This window comes from Cellulomonas fulva, assembly GCF_018531375.1.
GTDB lineage: Bacteria > Actinomycetota > Actinomycetes > Actinomycetales > Cellulomonadaceae > Cellulomonas > Cellulomonas fulva.
Map to the genome: position 1 here is coordinate 1,760,550 of NZ_JAHBOH010000001.1, position 16,570 is coordinate 1,777,119.

Below are 16,570 nucleotides of genomic sequence, written 5' to 3' on the forward strand. Positions count from 1 at the left end.
CGCCCGCCGCACGGCTGTCGCTGCGACGAAGCAGTTCCTCCCCCAGGACGGATGACCCACGATGTCCCTCACATCCGACTCCGCCCCCGTCGTGCAGATGCGTGGGATCACCATCGAGTTCCCCGGAGTGCGGGCCCTCGACGGCGTCGATCTCACGCTGCGGCCCGGCGAGGTGCACGCCCTCATGGGCGAGAACGGCGCCGGCAAGTCGACCATGATCAAGGCGCTCACGGGCGTCTACCAGATCGACGCGGGCGAGATCCGCGTCGCCGGTGAGCCCCACCGGTTCCACTCCACCGCGCAGGCCCAGGACGCGGGCATCAGCACCGTGTACCAAGAGGTCAACCTCTGCGCGAACCTCTCCGTCGCCGAGAACGTGATGCTCGGCCACGAGGTGCGGTTCGGCCCGTTCATCAACTGGCCGGCGACCCGGCGCAAGGCCAAGGAGTTTCTGGCGCGCCTCAACCTCGACATCGACCCGGCCTCCGAGCTGGCCTCGCACTCGATCGCCGTCCAGCAGCTGTGCTCGATCGCACGCGCCATGGTCGTCGAGGCGAAGGTCCTCATCCTCGACGAGCCCACCTCGAGCCTCGACAAGGCGGAGGTCGCCGAGCTGTTCGCGGTGGTCCGCCAGCTGCGGGACAGCGGGGTCGCGATCCTGTTCGTCTCGCACTTCCTGGAGCAGATCTACGAGATCAGCGACCGCATGACGATCCTGCGCAACGGGCGGTTCGTCGGCGAGTACCTGACCGCGGAGCTGCCGCGCCTCGAGCTGATCTCGAAGATGCTCGGCCGGGCGAGCGACGAGCTCGCCGCGATCGAGGCCGGCGCGCAGCGCGTCGCGCAGGAGGAGGAGCGCGGCGAGCCGCTGCTCACCGCCGTCAAGCTCGGCCGGCACGGCTCCATCGAGCCCGTCGACCTCGAGGTGTACCGGGGCGAGATCGTCGGCTTCGCCGGCCTGCTCGGCTCCGGCCGCACCGAGCTCGCGCGCCTCCTGTACGGCGCCGACAAGGCCGACGAGGGCGAGCTCACGCTGTTCGGCGAGGAGGTCAGGTCGGCCGCGCCGCTGTCCTCCCTGCGCAACGGACTCGCGTACTCGACCGAGGACCGCAAGAAGGAAGGCATCATCGCCGACCTGACGGTCCGCGAGAACATCGCGCTGGCGATCCAGGCGAACCGCGGCATCTGGCGCCGGATCCCGGCCAAGGAGCTCGACGAGGTCGTCGACCACTACATGACGGCGCTGAACATCCAGCCGCCGAACCCGAACATGCTGATCCGGAACCTGTCCGGCGGCAACCAGCAGAAGGCCCTGCTCGCGCGCTGGCTCGCGACCTCTCCCAAGCTGATCATCCTCGACGAGCCGACCCGCGGCATCGACATCGGTGCCAAGGCCGAGATCCAGCGCCTCGTCGTCGAGCTCGCGTCGCAGGGCATGGGCGTCGTGTTCATCTCCTCCGAGCTGGAGGAGGTGCTGCGCCTGTCGCACCGCCTCGTCGTCCTGCGCGACCGCGAGAAGGTCGGCGAGCTGACCAACGGCCCGAACGTGACGTCCTCGACGGTCCTGGAGACCATCGCGGCCAGCGAAGGTGATGCAGCATGACCGGCACCGTCCAGACCCCGTCCTTCGTGTCGCGGGTCGTCCACCACCACCTGTTCTGGCCCGTGGTCGCGCTCGTCGCGCTGTGGATCGCCTGCGGGGTCGTGAGCCCCGGCTTCCTCGACGTGAAGGTCGTCGACGGCCACCTGTTCGGCCAGCTCGTCGACATCACGCGCAACAGCGTGACGTTCCTGCTGCTGGCGCTCGGCATGTGCCTCGTCATCGCCACCGGCGGCATCGACCTGTCGGTCGGCGCGGTCATGGCGATCTCGCTGGCGGTCGCGCTGACCTACATCGACAACTCCGGCAACGGCGAGAGCGCGACGGTCGCACTGACGGCGGTCGCGATCGCGCTCGGCGTCGCGGCGGTGGTCGGGGCCTTCAACGGGTTCCTCATCGCGGGGCTCGGGATCCAACCGTTCATCGCGACCATGATCATCCTGGTCGCCGGCCGCGGCATCGCGCTCGCCTTCACGGGCGGCCAGATCACGACGACGCACTCGGCGCCGTTCAAGTCGATCGGCTCCGGGTTCGTCCTGGGGATTCCGACGCCCGTGGTGATCGGCGCCGTGGTGTTCGCGATCGTCGCGCTCCTGGTCCGCAAGACCGCGCTCGGCATGCTGCTCGAGTCCGTGGGCATCAACCGCACGGCGAGCCACATGGCGGGCGTCCGGTCGCGGAACATCACGTGGCTCGTCTACATCCTCTGCGGCACCCTGGCCGGCCTCGCGGGCCTGGTCTACGGGGCCCCGACGATGGCGGCCGACGCCAACAACATCGGCCAGCTCATGGAGCTCAACGCGATCATGGCGGTCGTCATCGGCGGCACCAAGCTCGACGGCGGCAAGTTCAGCCTCGCGGGCACGATCGTCGGTGCGCTCATCCTGACCACGCTCGACCGCGCGGTCATCATCTTCCACCTCCCGTCGGAGTCGAAGGACCTGTTCAAGGCGATCGTCGTGATCGCGATCTGCATCGCGGGCTCGGAGCGGCTGCGGGACTCGATCGGCCTGCGCCGTCGCCCCCGGCTCGACTCGTCCACCCCGGCGCCGAAGAAGACCGCGGAGGTGGCGGCATGACCGCGCAGACCGTGTCGGGGCACGCCCCGACGGACCACACGCCGCACGACGCGGACGACCCGCGCTGGAAGCAGGCCGGCCGGGCCGCCTGGGGCCGGCTGTCCGACCGCCGGTACCTGCCGACGTTCGGCACGCTCGCGACGCTGGCGATCCTGCTGGTCGTCGGTCAGCTGCGGTACAGCACGGACGACCGCAGCTTCATCAGCGCGCGGCTGTTCTCCAACCTGTTCATCGACAACTCGTACCTGCTGGTGCTGGCCATCGGGATGACCTTCGTCATCATCTCCGGCGGCATCGACCTGTCGGTCGGTGGCGTGGTCGCGCTCGTCGGCCTCGTCGTCGCGAAGCTCCTGCTCGCGGGGCTCCCGCTGCCGGTGGTCCTCGTGGTCGGCGTGCTCGTCGGGACCGCGATCGGGTCGCTGATCGGGGTGATGGTCCAGTACTTCAGGATCCAACCGTTCATCGCGTCGCTCGCGGGCCTGTTCCTGGCCCGCGGCCTGGCGAACATGCTCGGCACCACCTCGATCGGCATCAAGGACGAGGGCTTCGCCTCGCTCGCGTCGTGGAAGCTGAAGTTCGGTGAGCGACCGGACATCTGGTACATCAACCTCAGCATGATCGTCGCGTTCGTCGTCCTGCTGATCGCGGTCTACCTGCTGCACTACACCCGGTCCGGGCGCACGGTGTACGGGCTCGGCGCGGGCGACGGTGGGCAGGCGGCCGCGCTGATGGGTCTGCGTCCAGGTGCCACGAAGATGTGGGTCTACGTCATCTCCGGGACCTGCGCCGGCATCGGCGGCATCCTGTTCGCGCTCTACACGAAGTCGGGCTACAACCTGTCCGGCGTCGGCATGGAACTCGACGCCATCGCGTCCGTGGTGATCGGCGGCGCGCTGCTGACCGGCGGCGTCGGCTACGTGCTCGGCACGTTCGCGGGCGTCACGCTCTACGGGCTGATCCTGATCGTCTGCACCCGCGAGGGCCTCGACCCCTGGTGGAACCGCATCCTCATCGGCGCGATCCTGCTCGGGTTCGTGCTGCTGCAGCGCGTGCTCGTCGCGAAGCGCAGATGAGACCAGGGCCGTCGCCGATGACGGCCCGCACGCCCGCTCGTCGGGACAACTGAAGAAGGAAGAACCCTCCCGTCCGTCCGGACCCGGCTGCCACCGGGCGACCCGGCGGACGGGAGGGCCGACCTGCAGGACGCGACGTGGCCTCCGCGCAGGTCTGTGCTCACCACACCTTGGAGAGGTAGGAGCAGGATGATGATTCCACACGCCCATGCGCCCGGAAGGGCCGTCGTACCCCCGCGGAGAGCGGGTCGTCGACCCGCGGCACGCTGGGTCGCCGGACTTGCCGGACTTGCGGTGGTCGCGGGCGGCGCCGCCGTCGCCGCACCGGCCGGAGCGGCCGAGCCCCCGGCCCAGGACTGGACCGACACCTTCGACGGCACGACGCTCGACCCGCGCTGGGAGATCACCTCGGAGGTGCCGTCGGCGTGGTCGCTGACGTCGAACGAGGGCGCGCTGACGCTGACCTCGCAGACGGGTGACACGTACCAGACGGCCAACAGCGCCAAGAACGTCTTCATGGTGGACATCCCCGACGGTGACTTCACCGCGGTGACCACCGTGCACGCCCCGGTGTCGAAGGTGTACCAGGGCGCCGGTCTGATCGCGTGGTCGGACATGGACAACTACGTGCGCGCGGGCCTCACGTTCGTCGGCTCGCTGTCGCCCTCCGGGCGCGCGATCGAGACGGACGTGGAGAGCGGCGGCGCGTTCAGCGCGGTCGACTTCGAGGACCGCGTGGGCTCCGAGGAGGAGACGCTGCGCCTCCAGCGCACCGGCGACACCCTCACCACGAGCTACTGGGACGGGACCGACTGGGTCGTCGCGGCGACCACCACCCTCTCCTTCGACATCACGGCCGTCGGTCTCTACGCGCTCGCCGCGCAGGACGGCACCACGCACCAGGCGGTGTTCGACTCCTTCGGCGTGACGGCGTCCGAAGGCGCCGACCAGGTGCCGTCGGGTCCGTTCACGCTGCACGCGGACGGCGGTCCGCGCTACCTCGTCTCCGACGACGGCGCGCTGGCGCTGACGGACGCGCGCCCGACGAACGTGCTGGGGCTGGTCGCGACCGAGGGCGACGCGGGGGCGCTCACGCTGCGCACGCGTGACGGCGACCTGCCGGTCGTGGTCGACGGCGACCACCTCGCGGTCGGTGCGGCCGGCGACGACGCCGCGCCGCTGCGGCTGACCGACGCGGGCGGCGGCAAGCTCGTGCTGCGCCTGGCCGACGGCAGCGCCTACGTGGGCCTGGGCGACGGCGGCGTGCTGACCCTCGGCCCGCTCGACGACGCGGTCTACCTGACGGTCGAGTACCAGGCCGACGGGGAGGGCGTCCTGGCGATCGACGGCGACGCCACCGCGATCGACATCTCCGACGACCTCTACGGCATCTTCTACGAGGACATCAACTACGCGGCCGACGGCGGCCTCTACGCCGAGCTGGTCCGCAACCGCTCGTTCGAGTTCAACTCGTCGGACAACGCGTCGTTCACCGGCATGACCGCGTGGGAGACCGTGAACCGCGACGGGGCGACCGGGACCACGGCGAGCGTCGTGACCGACGGCAACCGCCTCAACGACACCAACCGCTACTACCTGCGGCTCGGCGCGACGGCTGGGGGCAGCGGCGTCCGCAACGCGTCCTACAACAACGGCGTCGCGGTCGAGGCCGGCGAGAAGTACGACTTCTCGGTGTGGGCGCGCACGACGACGGCGCAGACCCTGACGGTGCAGGTCGAGAACGCGGCCGGCACGACGGTCGTCGCCGGGGGCACGGTCGACGTCGACGGCTCCGACGCGTGGAAGAAGTACTCCGTCACCCTGACGGCGGACGCCACGACCGACGCCGGCCGCCTCGCGGTGCTCGCGGGTGCCACCAGCACCCTGCGGCTCGACATGGTCTCGCTCTTCCCGCAGGACACGTGGGTCGGCGCGGTGAACGGCAAGTCCGTGCTCCGCAAGGACCTCGCGGAGAAGATCGCGGCGCTCGACCCGTCGTTCGTCCGCTTCCCGGGCGGCTGCGTGACGAACGTCGGCACCTTCAAGTCGTACGCGGAGTCGGGCTACGTCGACCGCCGGCGCACGTACCAGTGGAAGGAGACCATCGGTCCGGTCGAGGAGCGTGCGACCAACTACAACTTCTGGGGCTACAACCAGTCCTACGGCATCGGGTACCTCGAGTACTTCGAGCTCGCCGAGGACCTGGGCGCCACGCCGCTGCCCGTGCTCTCCGTGGGCGCCAACGGCTGCGGCAGCACCGTGCCCGAGATGAAGGACCCGGCGCTGATCCAGCGCTGGGTCGACGACACGGTCGACCTGATCGAGTTCGCGAACGGCGACGTGGACACCGAGTGGGGCGCGGTCCGCGCCGAGCTCGGTCACCCGGAGCCGTTCCACCTGCGCTACATCGGCCTCGGCAACGAGGAGAACACCACGACGTTCGAGGCGAACTTCCCGAAGTTCAAGGCGGCCGTCGAGGCGGCGTACCCCGACGTCCAGATCATCTCGAACTCGGGGCCGGACGACACGGGCAGCCGGTTCGACACCCTGTGGAAGTTCAACCGCGAGCAGGACGTCGACCTGGTCGACGAGCACTACTACAACGACCCGGACTGGTTCCTGACGAACAACGACCGCTACGACTCGTACGACCGTGAGGGTCCGGCGGTGTTCCTCGGCGAGTACGCGTCGAAGGGCAACACGATGTGGAACGCGCTGGCCGAGGCGTCCTACATGACCGCCATCGAGCGCAACTCCGACGTCGTCAAGCTCGCGTCCTACGCGCCGCTGCTGGCGAACGAGAGCTACGTCCAGTGGTCGCCCGACGCGATCTGGTACGACAACGACGAGTCCTGGGGCTCGGTCAACTACTACGTGCAGAAGCTGTTCAGCACGAACAAGGGCGACCAGGTCGTGCCCAGCACGTACGAGGCGTCGGCGGAGGCGGTGCCGAACCTGTCCGGCGGCGTGTTCCTGTCGACGTGGTCCACCGCGGCCACCTACGACGACCTCGTCGTGACGGACAACGACACGGACGACGTGCTGTTCTCGGACGACTTCGACGACGCATCGCAGTGGACGCCGCAGGCCGGCACGTGGGCGGTCTCGGACGGCAAGTACCGCCAGTCGTCGACCTCGGTCACGGACGCGCGGACCGTCCCGACGGGCGCCTACGACGAGGACTGGGACGACTACACCCTCGAGCTGAAGGCCACCAAGACGGCGGGCTCCGAGGGCTTCCTGGTCGGCTTCGCGGCCACCGGGTCGAACAACTACTACTGGTGGAACGTCGGCGGCTGGAACAACACCCGCCAGGCGCTCCAGAAGGCGGCCGGCGGCTCGGCGAACGAGGTCGCGGCGGTCGAGAACAGCTCGGTCGTCACCGGCCAGGAGTACGACCTGAAGGTCGTGGTCGACGGGCGGCACATCGAGCTCTACCTCGACGGCGAGCTCCAGATGGAGTACGACGACGAGGTCCCGGCCGACGTGTACCAGGTCGTCACGCGCGACATCAGCACGGGCGACGTCGTCGTGAAGGTCGTGAACACGTCCGACACGGCGCAGCGCACGCGCATCCAGACCTCGGACGTCGAGGTCGCCGACGAGGCGACGGCCATCGAGATCGTCGGCCAGCCGGGGGACACCAACACGAAGGCGAACCCCGAGAAGCTGGTCCCGGTCGAGCGCACCATCAGCGGCGTCTCGCAGGACTTCGCGTACGACTTCCCGGCGTACTCGATCACCTTCCTGCGGCTGCACACGCCGGACACCGAGGACCCGACGATCGCCTCGATCGAGGCCGACGGGACGCCCGTCAAGGGCTACCTGGGTCAGCCGACGACCGTCACGGTGACGGCCGAGGACGACCGCGAGGTCGCGTCGGTCGAGGTGGCCGTCGACGGCGGCGCGTGGACGACCCACGCCGGTGGCACGGTCGACGTGACCGTGAGCGGCGACGGGTCGCACTCGGTGCAGGCACGGGCGGTCGACGCGGCGGGCAACGTGTCCGCGGTCGAGACGTTCGCGCTGACGATCGACGCCACGGCGCCGGTGTCCAACGCGACGGTCGACGCGGCAGCGCGCACGGTCACGCTGCGGGCGGCGGACTCCGGTGCGGGTGTGGCCCGCATCGAGTACCGCACCGCGTCCTCCGGCCCGTGGTCGGTGTACGGCTCCGCGGTCACGGTCGGCTCGGCCCAGACGACCGTCTGGTTCCGGGCGGTCGACGCCCTCGGCAACGTCGAGGTCGCCGGTTCGGTCGTCGTCCCGAAGAAGGGCGTGACCCTCGCGGCCACGACCACGACGGGGATCGCCCAGCCGTCGACCGTGCGGTACGGCGCGAAGCGGTCGGTCGCGGTCGCGGTGGCCGGTGTCGCCGGCTCGTCGGGCACGCCGACCGGCACGGTGCGCGTGCTCGACGGCTCGCGCCTGGTCGGCACGGGCACGCTGTCCGGCGGCCGGGCCACGGTCGCGGTGCGGACGGACCTCGCGGTCGGGACGCACCGGCTGACGGTCAGCTACGGCGGTGACGCGCGGTTCGCGGCGTCGTCGTCGACCGTCAAGCTCGTCGTGACCAAGACGTCGACGACGACGAAGGTCACGACGACCTCGCCGCGGGCGACGGCTCAGGGCGTGGCGACCGCCAAGGTCACCACGGCGACCGGCGTGCGCGCGACGGGCAAGGTCACCTTCGTCGTGACGAAGGGCGGCAAGGTCGTCGCGACGCGCACGGCGTGGCTCCGCTCGACCGGCACCGCCACGGCCACGCTGCCGCGGCTCCCGGCGGGCAGCTACACCGTCAAGGCCACCTACGCGGGCTCCGGCTCGGCCACGGCCTCGTCCGGCACGAAGACGCTCGTCGTCCGCCGGTGACGCCCCGGCGCGGGCCGCGGCACCTGCCGCGGCCCGCGTCCCCCGGGCGACGCCCGGACCCGAACTCATCTTCAGACCTAGGAGTGTGCGATGCGAGCACGACGACTGTGGGGAGCGGTGGCTGCGGCCTCCGTCGGCCTCACGACGGCGGTGGTGGCGACTCCCGCGAGCGCCGCGACCGGTGACGGCCTGGTGGGCTGGTGGAAGCTCGACGAGACGAGCGGCACCGTCGCCGCGGACTCGTCGGGGAACGGCAAGGACGGCACCGTGAGCGGCGCGGCGACGTGGAACGCCGGCGACGGCTTCACGTTCTCGGGCGGCGCGAGCGGGGCGGGCAACGCCGTCAGGCTGCCGGACGGGCTGCTCAGCGGCCTCGACACGGTGTCGGTGGACTTCGACGTCCTGATCGACCCGACCCTGGCGAACAACTACTTCATCTTCAGCCTCGGCAACAACAACGACACCGGCTACGTCTTCGTCACCGGCAAGGACTGGGAGCCGCGGTTCCGCGCCGCGATCACCAAGGCCAGCGGCGGTGCCGACGAGCAGAACACGATCCGCCAGGGCGCGCTCACCACGAACCTGTGGAAGCACGTGACGTACACGATCGTCGGCGGCACCACCGCCGCGCCCGGCTACTCGGTGCTGTACGAGGACGGCGTCGAGGTCGCCCGGAACTCGAACATCACGATCAAGCCCTCCGACATCGCGAACGGCGGGACGTTCAACTACCTGGGCCGCTCGCCGTGGGCGGGCGACAACTCGTTCAAGGGCCGGCTCCGCGACTTCCGGGTCTACGACCGTGAGCTCGACGCGGCCGAGCTCACGGAGCTCGCGAACGACGTCACCACCCCGGCCGTGACCAGCGCGGCGACCGCGCTGACGCTCGGGGACACCTCGGCGGTCACGGCGAACCTCACGCTGCCGGCCACGGCCACCGCGGACACCAAGGTGACCTGGGCCTCGTCGGACCCGTCCGTCGTGTCCGCGGCCGGCGTGGTGACGCGCCCGGCCGGCGGGAGCCCGGACGCGACCGCGACCCTCACGGCGACCGTCACGCGTGGCGCGGCGACCGCGACCCGTCAGTTCGAGGTCACCGTCGTGGCCCGTCCGGACTCCGAGGGCCTGCTGGCGGAGGACCTCGCGGCGATCGAGGTCCCCAACCTCGACGACGCGCGGGGCAACCTCACGCTGCCGGCCGAGGGTGAGAACGGCTCGTCGTTCACGTGGGCGTCCGACGACGAGTCCGTCGTCACCCCCGACGGCGTGGTGCACCGCCCCGCCCACGGCCAGCCCGCCGCGACCGTCGAGCTCACGGTGACGGGCACGCTCGACGACGCGACCGCGACCCGCACGCTCACGGCCACGGTCCCGGCGCTCCCCGAGGCGATCGACCCCGAGGCGTACGTGTTCGCGTACTTCGAGGGTGAGAGCACGGCGGACGGCGAGTCGATCTACCTCGGCGCGAGCGAGGGCGACGACCCGACGAAGTGGGACGACCTGAACGACGCCGACCCGGTGCTCACCTCGGCGTACGGCGAGAAGGGCCTGCGCGACCCGTTCGTCATCCGCTCGCCCGAGGGCGACAAGTTCTACCTGCTGGCCACGGACCTGAAGATCTACCCGGGCGGCAGCTTCGGCACCGCGCAGCAGACCGGCTCGACCTTCATCGAGGTCTGGGAGTCCACCGACCTGGTGCACTGGTCCGACCAGCGGCACGTCAAGGTCTCGTCGGACTACGCCGGCAACACCTGGGCGCCCGAGGCGTTCTACGACGAGGACCTGGGCGCGTACGTCGTGTACTGGGCCTCCAACCTGTACCCGACGACGACCACCGCGGGCCGTGACTACCGCACGACCTACAACCGGATGATGTACGCCACGACGCGCGACTTCGTGACGTTCAGCGAGCCGCAGCCGTGGATCGACGTCAAGCGCGGCACGGGCCTCGGCATGATCGACTCGACGGTCGTCAAGGACGGCGACACGTTCTACCGGTTCACCAAGGACGAGGCGTCCATGACGGTGCGCCAGGAGCGGTCGACCGACCTGCTCGCGACGGTGTCCGGCGCGCTGCCGACGACCTCCTCCCCGGCGACGGGCTGGCAGCTCGTCAAGGAGAAGATCGGCGTGGGCCAGCCGAACCCCTGGGGCGGCACGTTCACCAACGGCGAGGGCCCGACGGTGTTCCGGTCGAACGAGGACCCGAACACCTGGTACCTGTTCATCGACCAGCCGAGCTACCACGGCGGCCAGGGCTACATGGCGTTCCGGACCACCGACATCGCGTCGGGCGTGTGGACCGCCGTCGAGGGCGCGCAGCTCCCGTCGAGCCCGCGGCACGGCACGGTGCTGCCTGTCTCGCAGGCCGAGTACGAGGCGCTGCTCGCCGCGTACCAGCCGGACCTCCTGGTCGAGTCCGTGGACCCGCAGCAGGTGCTGACGGCCCAGGGCGTCGCCCCGGTGCTGCCGGCCACGGTCACGGCGCACTACGCCGACGGCTCGTCGGCGCAGGTCGCGGTCACGTGGGACGCGGTCGACGCGGGCGACTACGCCGCGCCGGGCACGTTCGAGGTGCAGGGCACGGTCGCCGGCGGCACGACGATCCGCGCGTCGGTCACGGTGCGCGTCACGGACGACTCCGACCCCGTGGTCACCCTCACGCCGACGCCGTCCGCGGACGGCTCGGCGGGCTGGTGGCGCAGCGGGACGGTCACCGTCACGGCGGACGCGGCCGACGCCGCGGGCGTCGCCTCGGTGGACGTCGCGCTCGACGGCGGCGACTGGACGACGAGCACGGGCGACCAGGCGACCACCACGGTCACCGGCGACGGCGAGCACGTCGTGCGGGCCCGGGCCACGGACACCACGGGTCGCACCTCGGCCACGCCGGAGTCGCTCACGGTGAAGATCGACGCGACGGCGCCGGTCTCGCGCGCGACGGTCGACGCCGCCTCCCGCACGGTCACCGTGCGCGCGGCGGACGAGACCTCGGGCGTGGCCGGCGTGCAGTACCGCATCGGCACGGGCGCGTGGCAGGAGTACACGGGCGCCGTGACGGTGGGCAGCGCGGCGACCACGGTCGGCTACCGGTCCGTCGACGTCGCCGGCAACACCGAGGTGGTCAACACCGCGGTGGTCCCGGTGGACGGCTCCGTGCCGCGCACCACGCGGACCGTCGCGGTCGCGACGAGCCCCGTGACGGCCGGCACGCGCGCGCGGGTCACGGTGAGCGTCTCGGCGACGAGCGGCACCCCGACCGGCACGGTGCGCGTCCTCGACGGCAGCACCAAGGTCGGCTCGGGCACGCTGTCGGGCGGCCGGGCGACCATCACGCTGTCGAAGCTGGGCGTGGGCACGCACCGCCTCACGGTGGTGTACGCCGGCACCGCCCGGTACGCCGCCTCGCAGGGTGCGGTGACCGTCAAGGTCGTCAAGGCCGCGACGCGCACGAAGGCCGGGGCGCCCTCGGTGCTCCGCGGCCAGGCGGCCCGCGTGACCGTCGGCGTCCACACGGTCGCGCCGGCCACGGGTCCGGCGAGCGGCACGGTCAAGGTCACGGTCACCAAGGCGGGGAAGACCTACGCGACGCGCACCGCGACGCTCGGGTCCAACGGCACGGTCACCGTGACGCTGCCGCGGCTCGCCGTCGGCACGTACGCGGTCCGCGCCGCGTACGTGGGCACCGCGGAGGCCAAGGCGTCGGTGACGGTCGTGCGGCTCACGGTCCGGCCGGCGGGCGCGATGGCGTTCGTCTGACGGATCGGGTGCGCACCGGGTGACCACCGGGTGACCACCTGACGGGCGACGCCCGGTGCCGGCGGGGAGGGACCGCCGGCACCGGGCGTCGCCTTGTCCGTGGCCCGTACCGGCCCGGACCAGCCCGGACGCGGCGCGCGGTCTGTTTGGATGGGGGGATGCTCGTCCATCTGCGCGCCGCGGGCGTGAGCCTGGTCCTGACCGCCACCGACGACCGCCTGCCGAGCGTCCTGCACTGGGGCCGCGACCTCGGTGACGGCCCGCTCGGGGACCTGGAGCGGGCGTCCGTCGCGCCGCTCGCGGGCGCGCAGGTCGACGCGCCGGTGCCGGTGTCCGTGCTGCCGGTGCAGGCCGACGCCTGGCTGGGCACACCGGCCGTCGCGGGGCACCGCGAGGTCGCCGGAGCGAGCACGGGGTGGTCGCCGGCCTTCGTCGTGCGGTCGTCGTCGGTCGACGAGCGGGCGGCGGGCGGCGCCGTGCACGTGACCGCGTCCGACGAGGCCGCAGGGCTGGAGCTGGCGCTCGAGATCGAGCTCACGCCGCAGGGCGTCGTGCGCACGCGCGCGACGCTCACCAACGCCGGCGCGGACGGCTACGTCGTCGACGCGCTGGCGCCCGCGCTCCCGGTCCCCGGCCACGCGCGCGAGCTCGTCGACCTGGCGGGTCGCTGGGCCAAGGAGCGCACGCCGCAGCGGCACGCCTTCACGGTCGGCACGCACGTGCGCGAGGGCCGGCGGGGCCGCACGGGCGCGGACGCGACGCTCGTGCTCGTCGCCGGCGAGCAGGGCACGGACTTCCGGCGCGGGGAGTGCTGGGGCGTGCACGTCGCGTGGTCCGGCAACCACCGCACGCAGGCGGAGCGCACGCCCGACGGGACGCGCCTCCTGGCGGGCGGCGAGCTCCTGCTGCCGGGCGAGGTCCGGCTGGCCGCGGGCTCGTCGTACACCTCGCCCTGGCTCTACGGGACGTACGGCGACGGGCTCGACGAGCTCGCGGGCCGGTTCCACGCGCTGCTGCGCGACCGCCCCCAGCACCCGCGCACGCCGCGGCCGGTGACGCTCAACGTCTGGGAGGCCGTGTACTTCGACCACCGCCTGCCGCGGCTCCTCGAGCTCGCGGAGCTCGCCGCGTCCGTCGGGGTCGAGCGCTACGTCCTCGACGACGGGTGGTTCCGGGGGCGGCGCGACGAGCACGCCGGGCTGGGCGACTGGTTCGTCGACGACGGCGTGTGGCCGGACGGGCTGACCCCGCTCGTCGAGCGCGTCCACGGGCTCGGCATGCAGTTCGGGCTCTGGTTCGAGCCGGAGATGGTCAACCCCGACTCCGACCTGGCCCGTGAGCACCCGGACTGGATCCTGCAGGTCCCCGGTCGGCTGCCGCCCGAGGCGCGGTTCCAGCAGGTGCTCGACGTCTCGCGGCCCGAGGTGTTCGAGTACCTGCGCTCCCGCGTGGTCCAGGTGGTCCGCGACAACGGCGTCGACTACGTGAAGTGGGACCACAACCGCGACCTCGTCGACGCCGGCGGCGCGGACGGGTCGCCGCGCGTGCACGCGCACACGCTCGCGGTGTACGCGCTGTTCGACGCGATCCGCGCCGACTGCCCGGGCCTCGAGATCGAGTCCTGCTCGTCGGGCGGCGCGCGCGTGGACCTCGGCATCCTCGAGCGGACCGACCGCGTGTGGGCCTCCGACTGCATCGACGCGCACGAGCGCCAGGAGATCCAGCGCTGGACCGCGCAGCTGCTGCCGCCCGAGCTGGTCGGATCCCACGTCGGGGCCCGCAAGGCGCACACGACGGGCCGCGTCCTGGACCTGTCCTTCCGCGCCACGACCGCCCTCCTCGGCTCCTTCGGCATCGAGTGGGACCTCGCGCAGGCCTCCGACGACGAGCGTGCCGAGCTCGCCGCGTGGATCACGCTCTACAAGGGGCAGCGCGGCCTGCTGCACACCGGCACGACCGTGCGCGACGAGGCTCCCGACGCCGGGCTGTGGCTGCACGGCGTCGTCGCTCCCGACCGGTCCCGCGCGGTGTACGCGCTGGTGCAGCGCGAGCGACCGGCCACGTGGCCGCCCGGGCGCGTCCGCCTGCCCGGCCTCGACCCGGACGCGACGTACGAGGTCGCGCCCGTCGGCCCGTTCGCCCCGCACAACGACTGGGACCGCCCGGCGTGGTGGTCCGAGCCCGTCCGCCTCACCGGCCACGTCCTGGCCACGGTCGGCATCCAGTCCCCGGCGATCGAGGTCGACCACGCCGCCCTCATCGAGACCACCCGCCTCCCCTGACCCCCGCACCCCGCACACACCCACCGCTCACCCCCGTCCCACCGCCCCTGCGCGCCACCCTCTTGCACCCCCTGCACCCCCCTGCACCCCCCGCGCCACCCCTGCGCCGAGCGCGGACTGAGCAGGCCGAGCGCGGTCGCTCTCCGTCCGCACTGGCGCACCTCCGTCCGCGCTCGAGCGGATGTGCGCGTGCGGGGGGTGGGGTGCGGGGCGGTGTCAGGGGTGGGGGAGCGGGGTGGCGGGAACGGGCGACAGGAGCGCGCGGGAGAGGCGGGTGACGTCGCGGCGGGCCAGGGCGGCGGTCCTCGCCAGCCAGCGCGCACGCTCGTCGGACGACGAGAACCGGACCTTGGCGAACGTGGAGCGCCCCACGAGGCGGTACCCGCAGAACGCGAGCGTCGCGCGACCGAGCGACGCACCGGCCGCGTCGCGGTAGGCGAGCAGGTTCCACGCGCGGGGCGAGTCCATCGTCATGAACGTGCGCGCGGTGCGTCCGCGCATGAGGCGGTCCGGGAGATGGCCCGACCGGTAGCCGAACGTCACGCCCGAGAGCAGCACCCGGTCGAGGAACGCCTTGAGCGCAGCCGGGTAGGTGCCCCACCACTGCGGGTGCAGCACGACGAGGTGATCGGCCCACCGCACGTCGTCGACCAGCCCGGCCACGGTGGGATCCAGGTGCGCCGTGCCGCCGTCGGGCGCGCGCAGGTCGGAGCGCGTCGCCGGGTCGTGCGGGAAGCGGGTCGTCGCGAGGTCCACGGTCCTGACCTCCGCGCCGGCGTCGCGCGCGGCGTCCGCGTACGACGAGGCGAGGGCGTGGTTGAGCGAGCCGGCGATCGGATGGCCGACGATGACGAGGATGCGCACGGAGTTCTCCTTCGGTGAGCGGTCGGGGCGGTCTCGTCGGGCCCGGGGGCTCCGGGCACGACGAGGTAGACGCACGTGCAGCCGTGCGCCGGGCGGTGGAGCCTGCGGGTCAGCCGCGCGCGGCGGTGGAATCCTGCAGGGTCGCGAGCACGACCTTGAGGTCGGTGTGGAGGGCGGCCAGGTCGACGTGCGTGACGCGGGCGAACTTGGCGGTGAACTCGGCCTCGAGCCGTTCCCCCGCCGTGGCGACGAGCCGGGTGCCCGCGGCGGTCGGGTGCAGGACCACGCGACGGCCGTGGCCGGGGTCGTCGGACGTGCGGACCCAGCCCGCGTCCACGAACGACCCGACGCGCTTGCTCACCGCGGCCTTGCTGACCCGCAGGCAGCGCGCGAGCGTCGTGATGTCCGGGGAGTCGAGGTCGCAGAGCACGGCGAGGAACAGGTACTGGCTGAGGCTGACGCCGTACTCGCGCGAGAGCAGCCCGTCGGCGTACTCGTCGAGCACGTCCACCAGGTGGTGCAACGTGACCGTGAGCCGGTCCCCGAGGGGATCACCCCCAACCGGCTCCAGCTCTCCCGTGCCCTCCACGCCCCAAAGTCAACCCGTTGACACCCCTCATGTCAACCCGTTGACATCACACCCGCTCCCGCCCCCCACCTCCAGCCCCCCAACCTCCCGCCCCCCACCACCCGCGCCCCCACCACCCGCGCGCCCACCCCTCCCGTGCGCCCACCCCCCCGGCGAGCCCGCTCCCCCCGCGAGCCCGCTCCCCCCGCGAGCGCGGACGTTGGCCGGCGAGCGCGGTCGTCAAGCGTCCGCACTAGACGCGCACCGTCCGCGCTCGCGCTGGGGCTGGGGCTGGTGCGTAGGTCGGCGCGGTGCGGGGCGGGGCGCGGAGGGTGCGGCGGGCCGGGTGCCGCCCGCTCGCCCCACCCCTCCCGCTCACCCACCCCTCCCGCGAGCGCGGACGTCGAGCGGCGAGCGCGGTCGTTGAGCGTCCGCACTCGGCGCGCACCGTCCGCGCTCGGAAAGGGTGCTGC

Annotated in this window: 8 protein-coding genes; 6 read left to right on the plus strand and 2 right to left on the minus strand. The window is 72.3% G+C overall.

Annotated features, from left to right (window positions below; genetic code table 11):
• The first annotated feature begins 61 nt into the window (after nt 1–61).
• The 6 genes from KIN34_RS07825 to KIN34_RS07850 all read left to right on the plus strand — a co-directional run bounded on the left by KIN34_RS07825 (nt 62) and on the right by KIN34_RS07850 (nt 14,665).
• The gene (locus KIN34_RS07825; RefSeq protein ID WP_214348904.1) at nt 62–1,603 is read left to right on the plus strand and encodes a sugar ABC transporter ATP-binding protein; all 1,542 of its coding nucleotides are present in this window, start codon (nt 62–64) and stop codon (nt 1,601–1,603) included.
• Nucleotides 1,600–2,679, plus strand: coding sequence for an ABC transporter permease (locus tag KIN34_RS07830; protein WP_214348906.1), 1,080 nt, complete (start codon nt 1,600–1,602; stop codon nt 2,677–2,679). The genes KIN34_RS07825 and KIN34_RS07830 overlap by 4 nt, the downstream gene beginning before the upstream one ends.
• On the plus strand, nt 2,676–3,752 hold the full coding sequence (locus tag KIN34_RS07835; protein ID WP_214348908.1) for an ABC transporter permease subunit: 1,077 nt from the start codon (nt 2,676–2,678) through the stop codon (nt 3,750–3,752). Before KIN34_RS07830 ends, KIN34_RS07835 begins: the two co-directional genes overlap by 4 nt.
• A gap of 294 nt (nt 3,753–4,046) precedes the next feature.
• Nucleotides 4,047–8,624, plus strand: coding sequence for an alpha-L-arabinofuranosidase family protein (locus tag KIN34_RS07840; protein ID WP_214348910.1), 4,578 nt, complete (start codon nt 4,047–4,049; stop codon nt 8,622–8,624).
• Nucleotides 8,625–8,714: 90 nt separating this feature from the next.
• A complete protein-coding gene (locus tag KIN34_RS07845; RefSeq protein WP_214348911.1) occupies nt 8,715–12,383 on the plus strand; it encodes an immunoglobulin-like domain-containing protein in 3,669 nt (1,222 codons plus the stop codon).
• 158 nt (nt 12,384–12,541) lie between these two features.
• Nucleotides 12,542–14,665, plus strand: coding sequence for an alpha-galactosidase (locus KIN34_RS07850; RefSeq protein ID WP_214348913.1), 2,124 nt, complete (start codon nt 12,542–12,544; stop codon nt 14,663–14,665).
• A 216-nt stretch (nt 14,666–14,881) separates the two neighbouring features.
• On the opposite strand, the gene KIN34_RS07855 is transcribed toward KIN34_RS07850, so the two are convergent.
• Both KIN34_RS07855 and KIN34_RS07860 read right to left on the minus strand, forming a co-directional pair.
• Nucleotides 14,882–15,529, minus strand: a complete 648-nt coding sequence (locus KIN34_RS07855; protein WP_214348915.1) for an NAD(P)H-dependent oxidoreductase — start codon at nt 15,527–15,529, stop codon at nt 14,882–14,884.
• Between the two features lie 109 nt (nt 15,530–15,638).
• On the minus strand, nt 15,639–16,118 hold the full coding sequence (locus tag KIN34_RS07860; RefSeq protein WP_307858145.1) for a MarR family winged helix-turn-helix transcriptional regulator: 480 nt from the start codon (nt 16,116–16,118) through the stop codon (nt 15,639–15,641).
• Between the last annotated feature and the right edge of the window lie 452 nt (nt 16,119–16,570).

What these genes read in the sequence shown, in the direction of transcription:
- KIN34_RS07825 (WP_214348904.1), top strand. Translation starts at nt 62, where the DNA reads ATGTCCCTCACATCCGACTCCGCCCCCGTCGTGCAGATGCGTGGGATC.
- KIN34_RS07830 (WP_214348906.1), top strand. Translation starts at nt 1,600, where the DNA reads ATGACCGGCACCGTCCAGACCCCGTCCTTCGTGTCGCGGGTCGTCCAC.
- KIN34_RS07835 (WP_214348908.1), top strand. Translation starts at nt 2,676, where the DNA reads ATGACCGCGCAGACCGTGTCGGGGCACGCCCCGACGGACCACACGCCG.
- KIN34_RS07845 (WP_214348911.1), top strand. Translation starts at nt 8,715, where the DNA reads ATGCGAGCACGACGACTGTGGGGAGCGGTGGCTGCGGCCTCCGTCGGC.
- KIN34_RS07850 (WP_214348913.1), top strand. Translation starts at nt 12,542, where the DNA reads ATGCTCGTCCATCTGCGCGCCGCGGGCGTGAGCCTGGTCCTGACCGCC.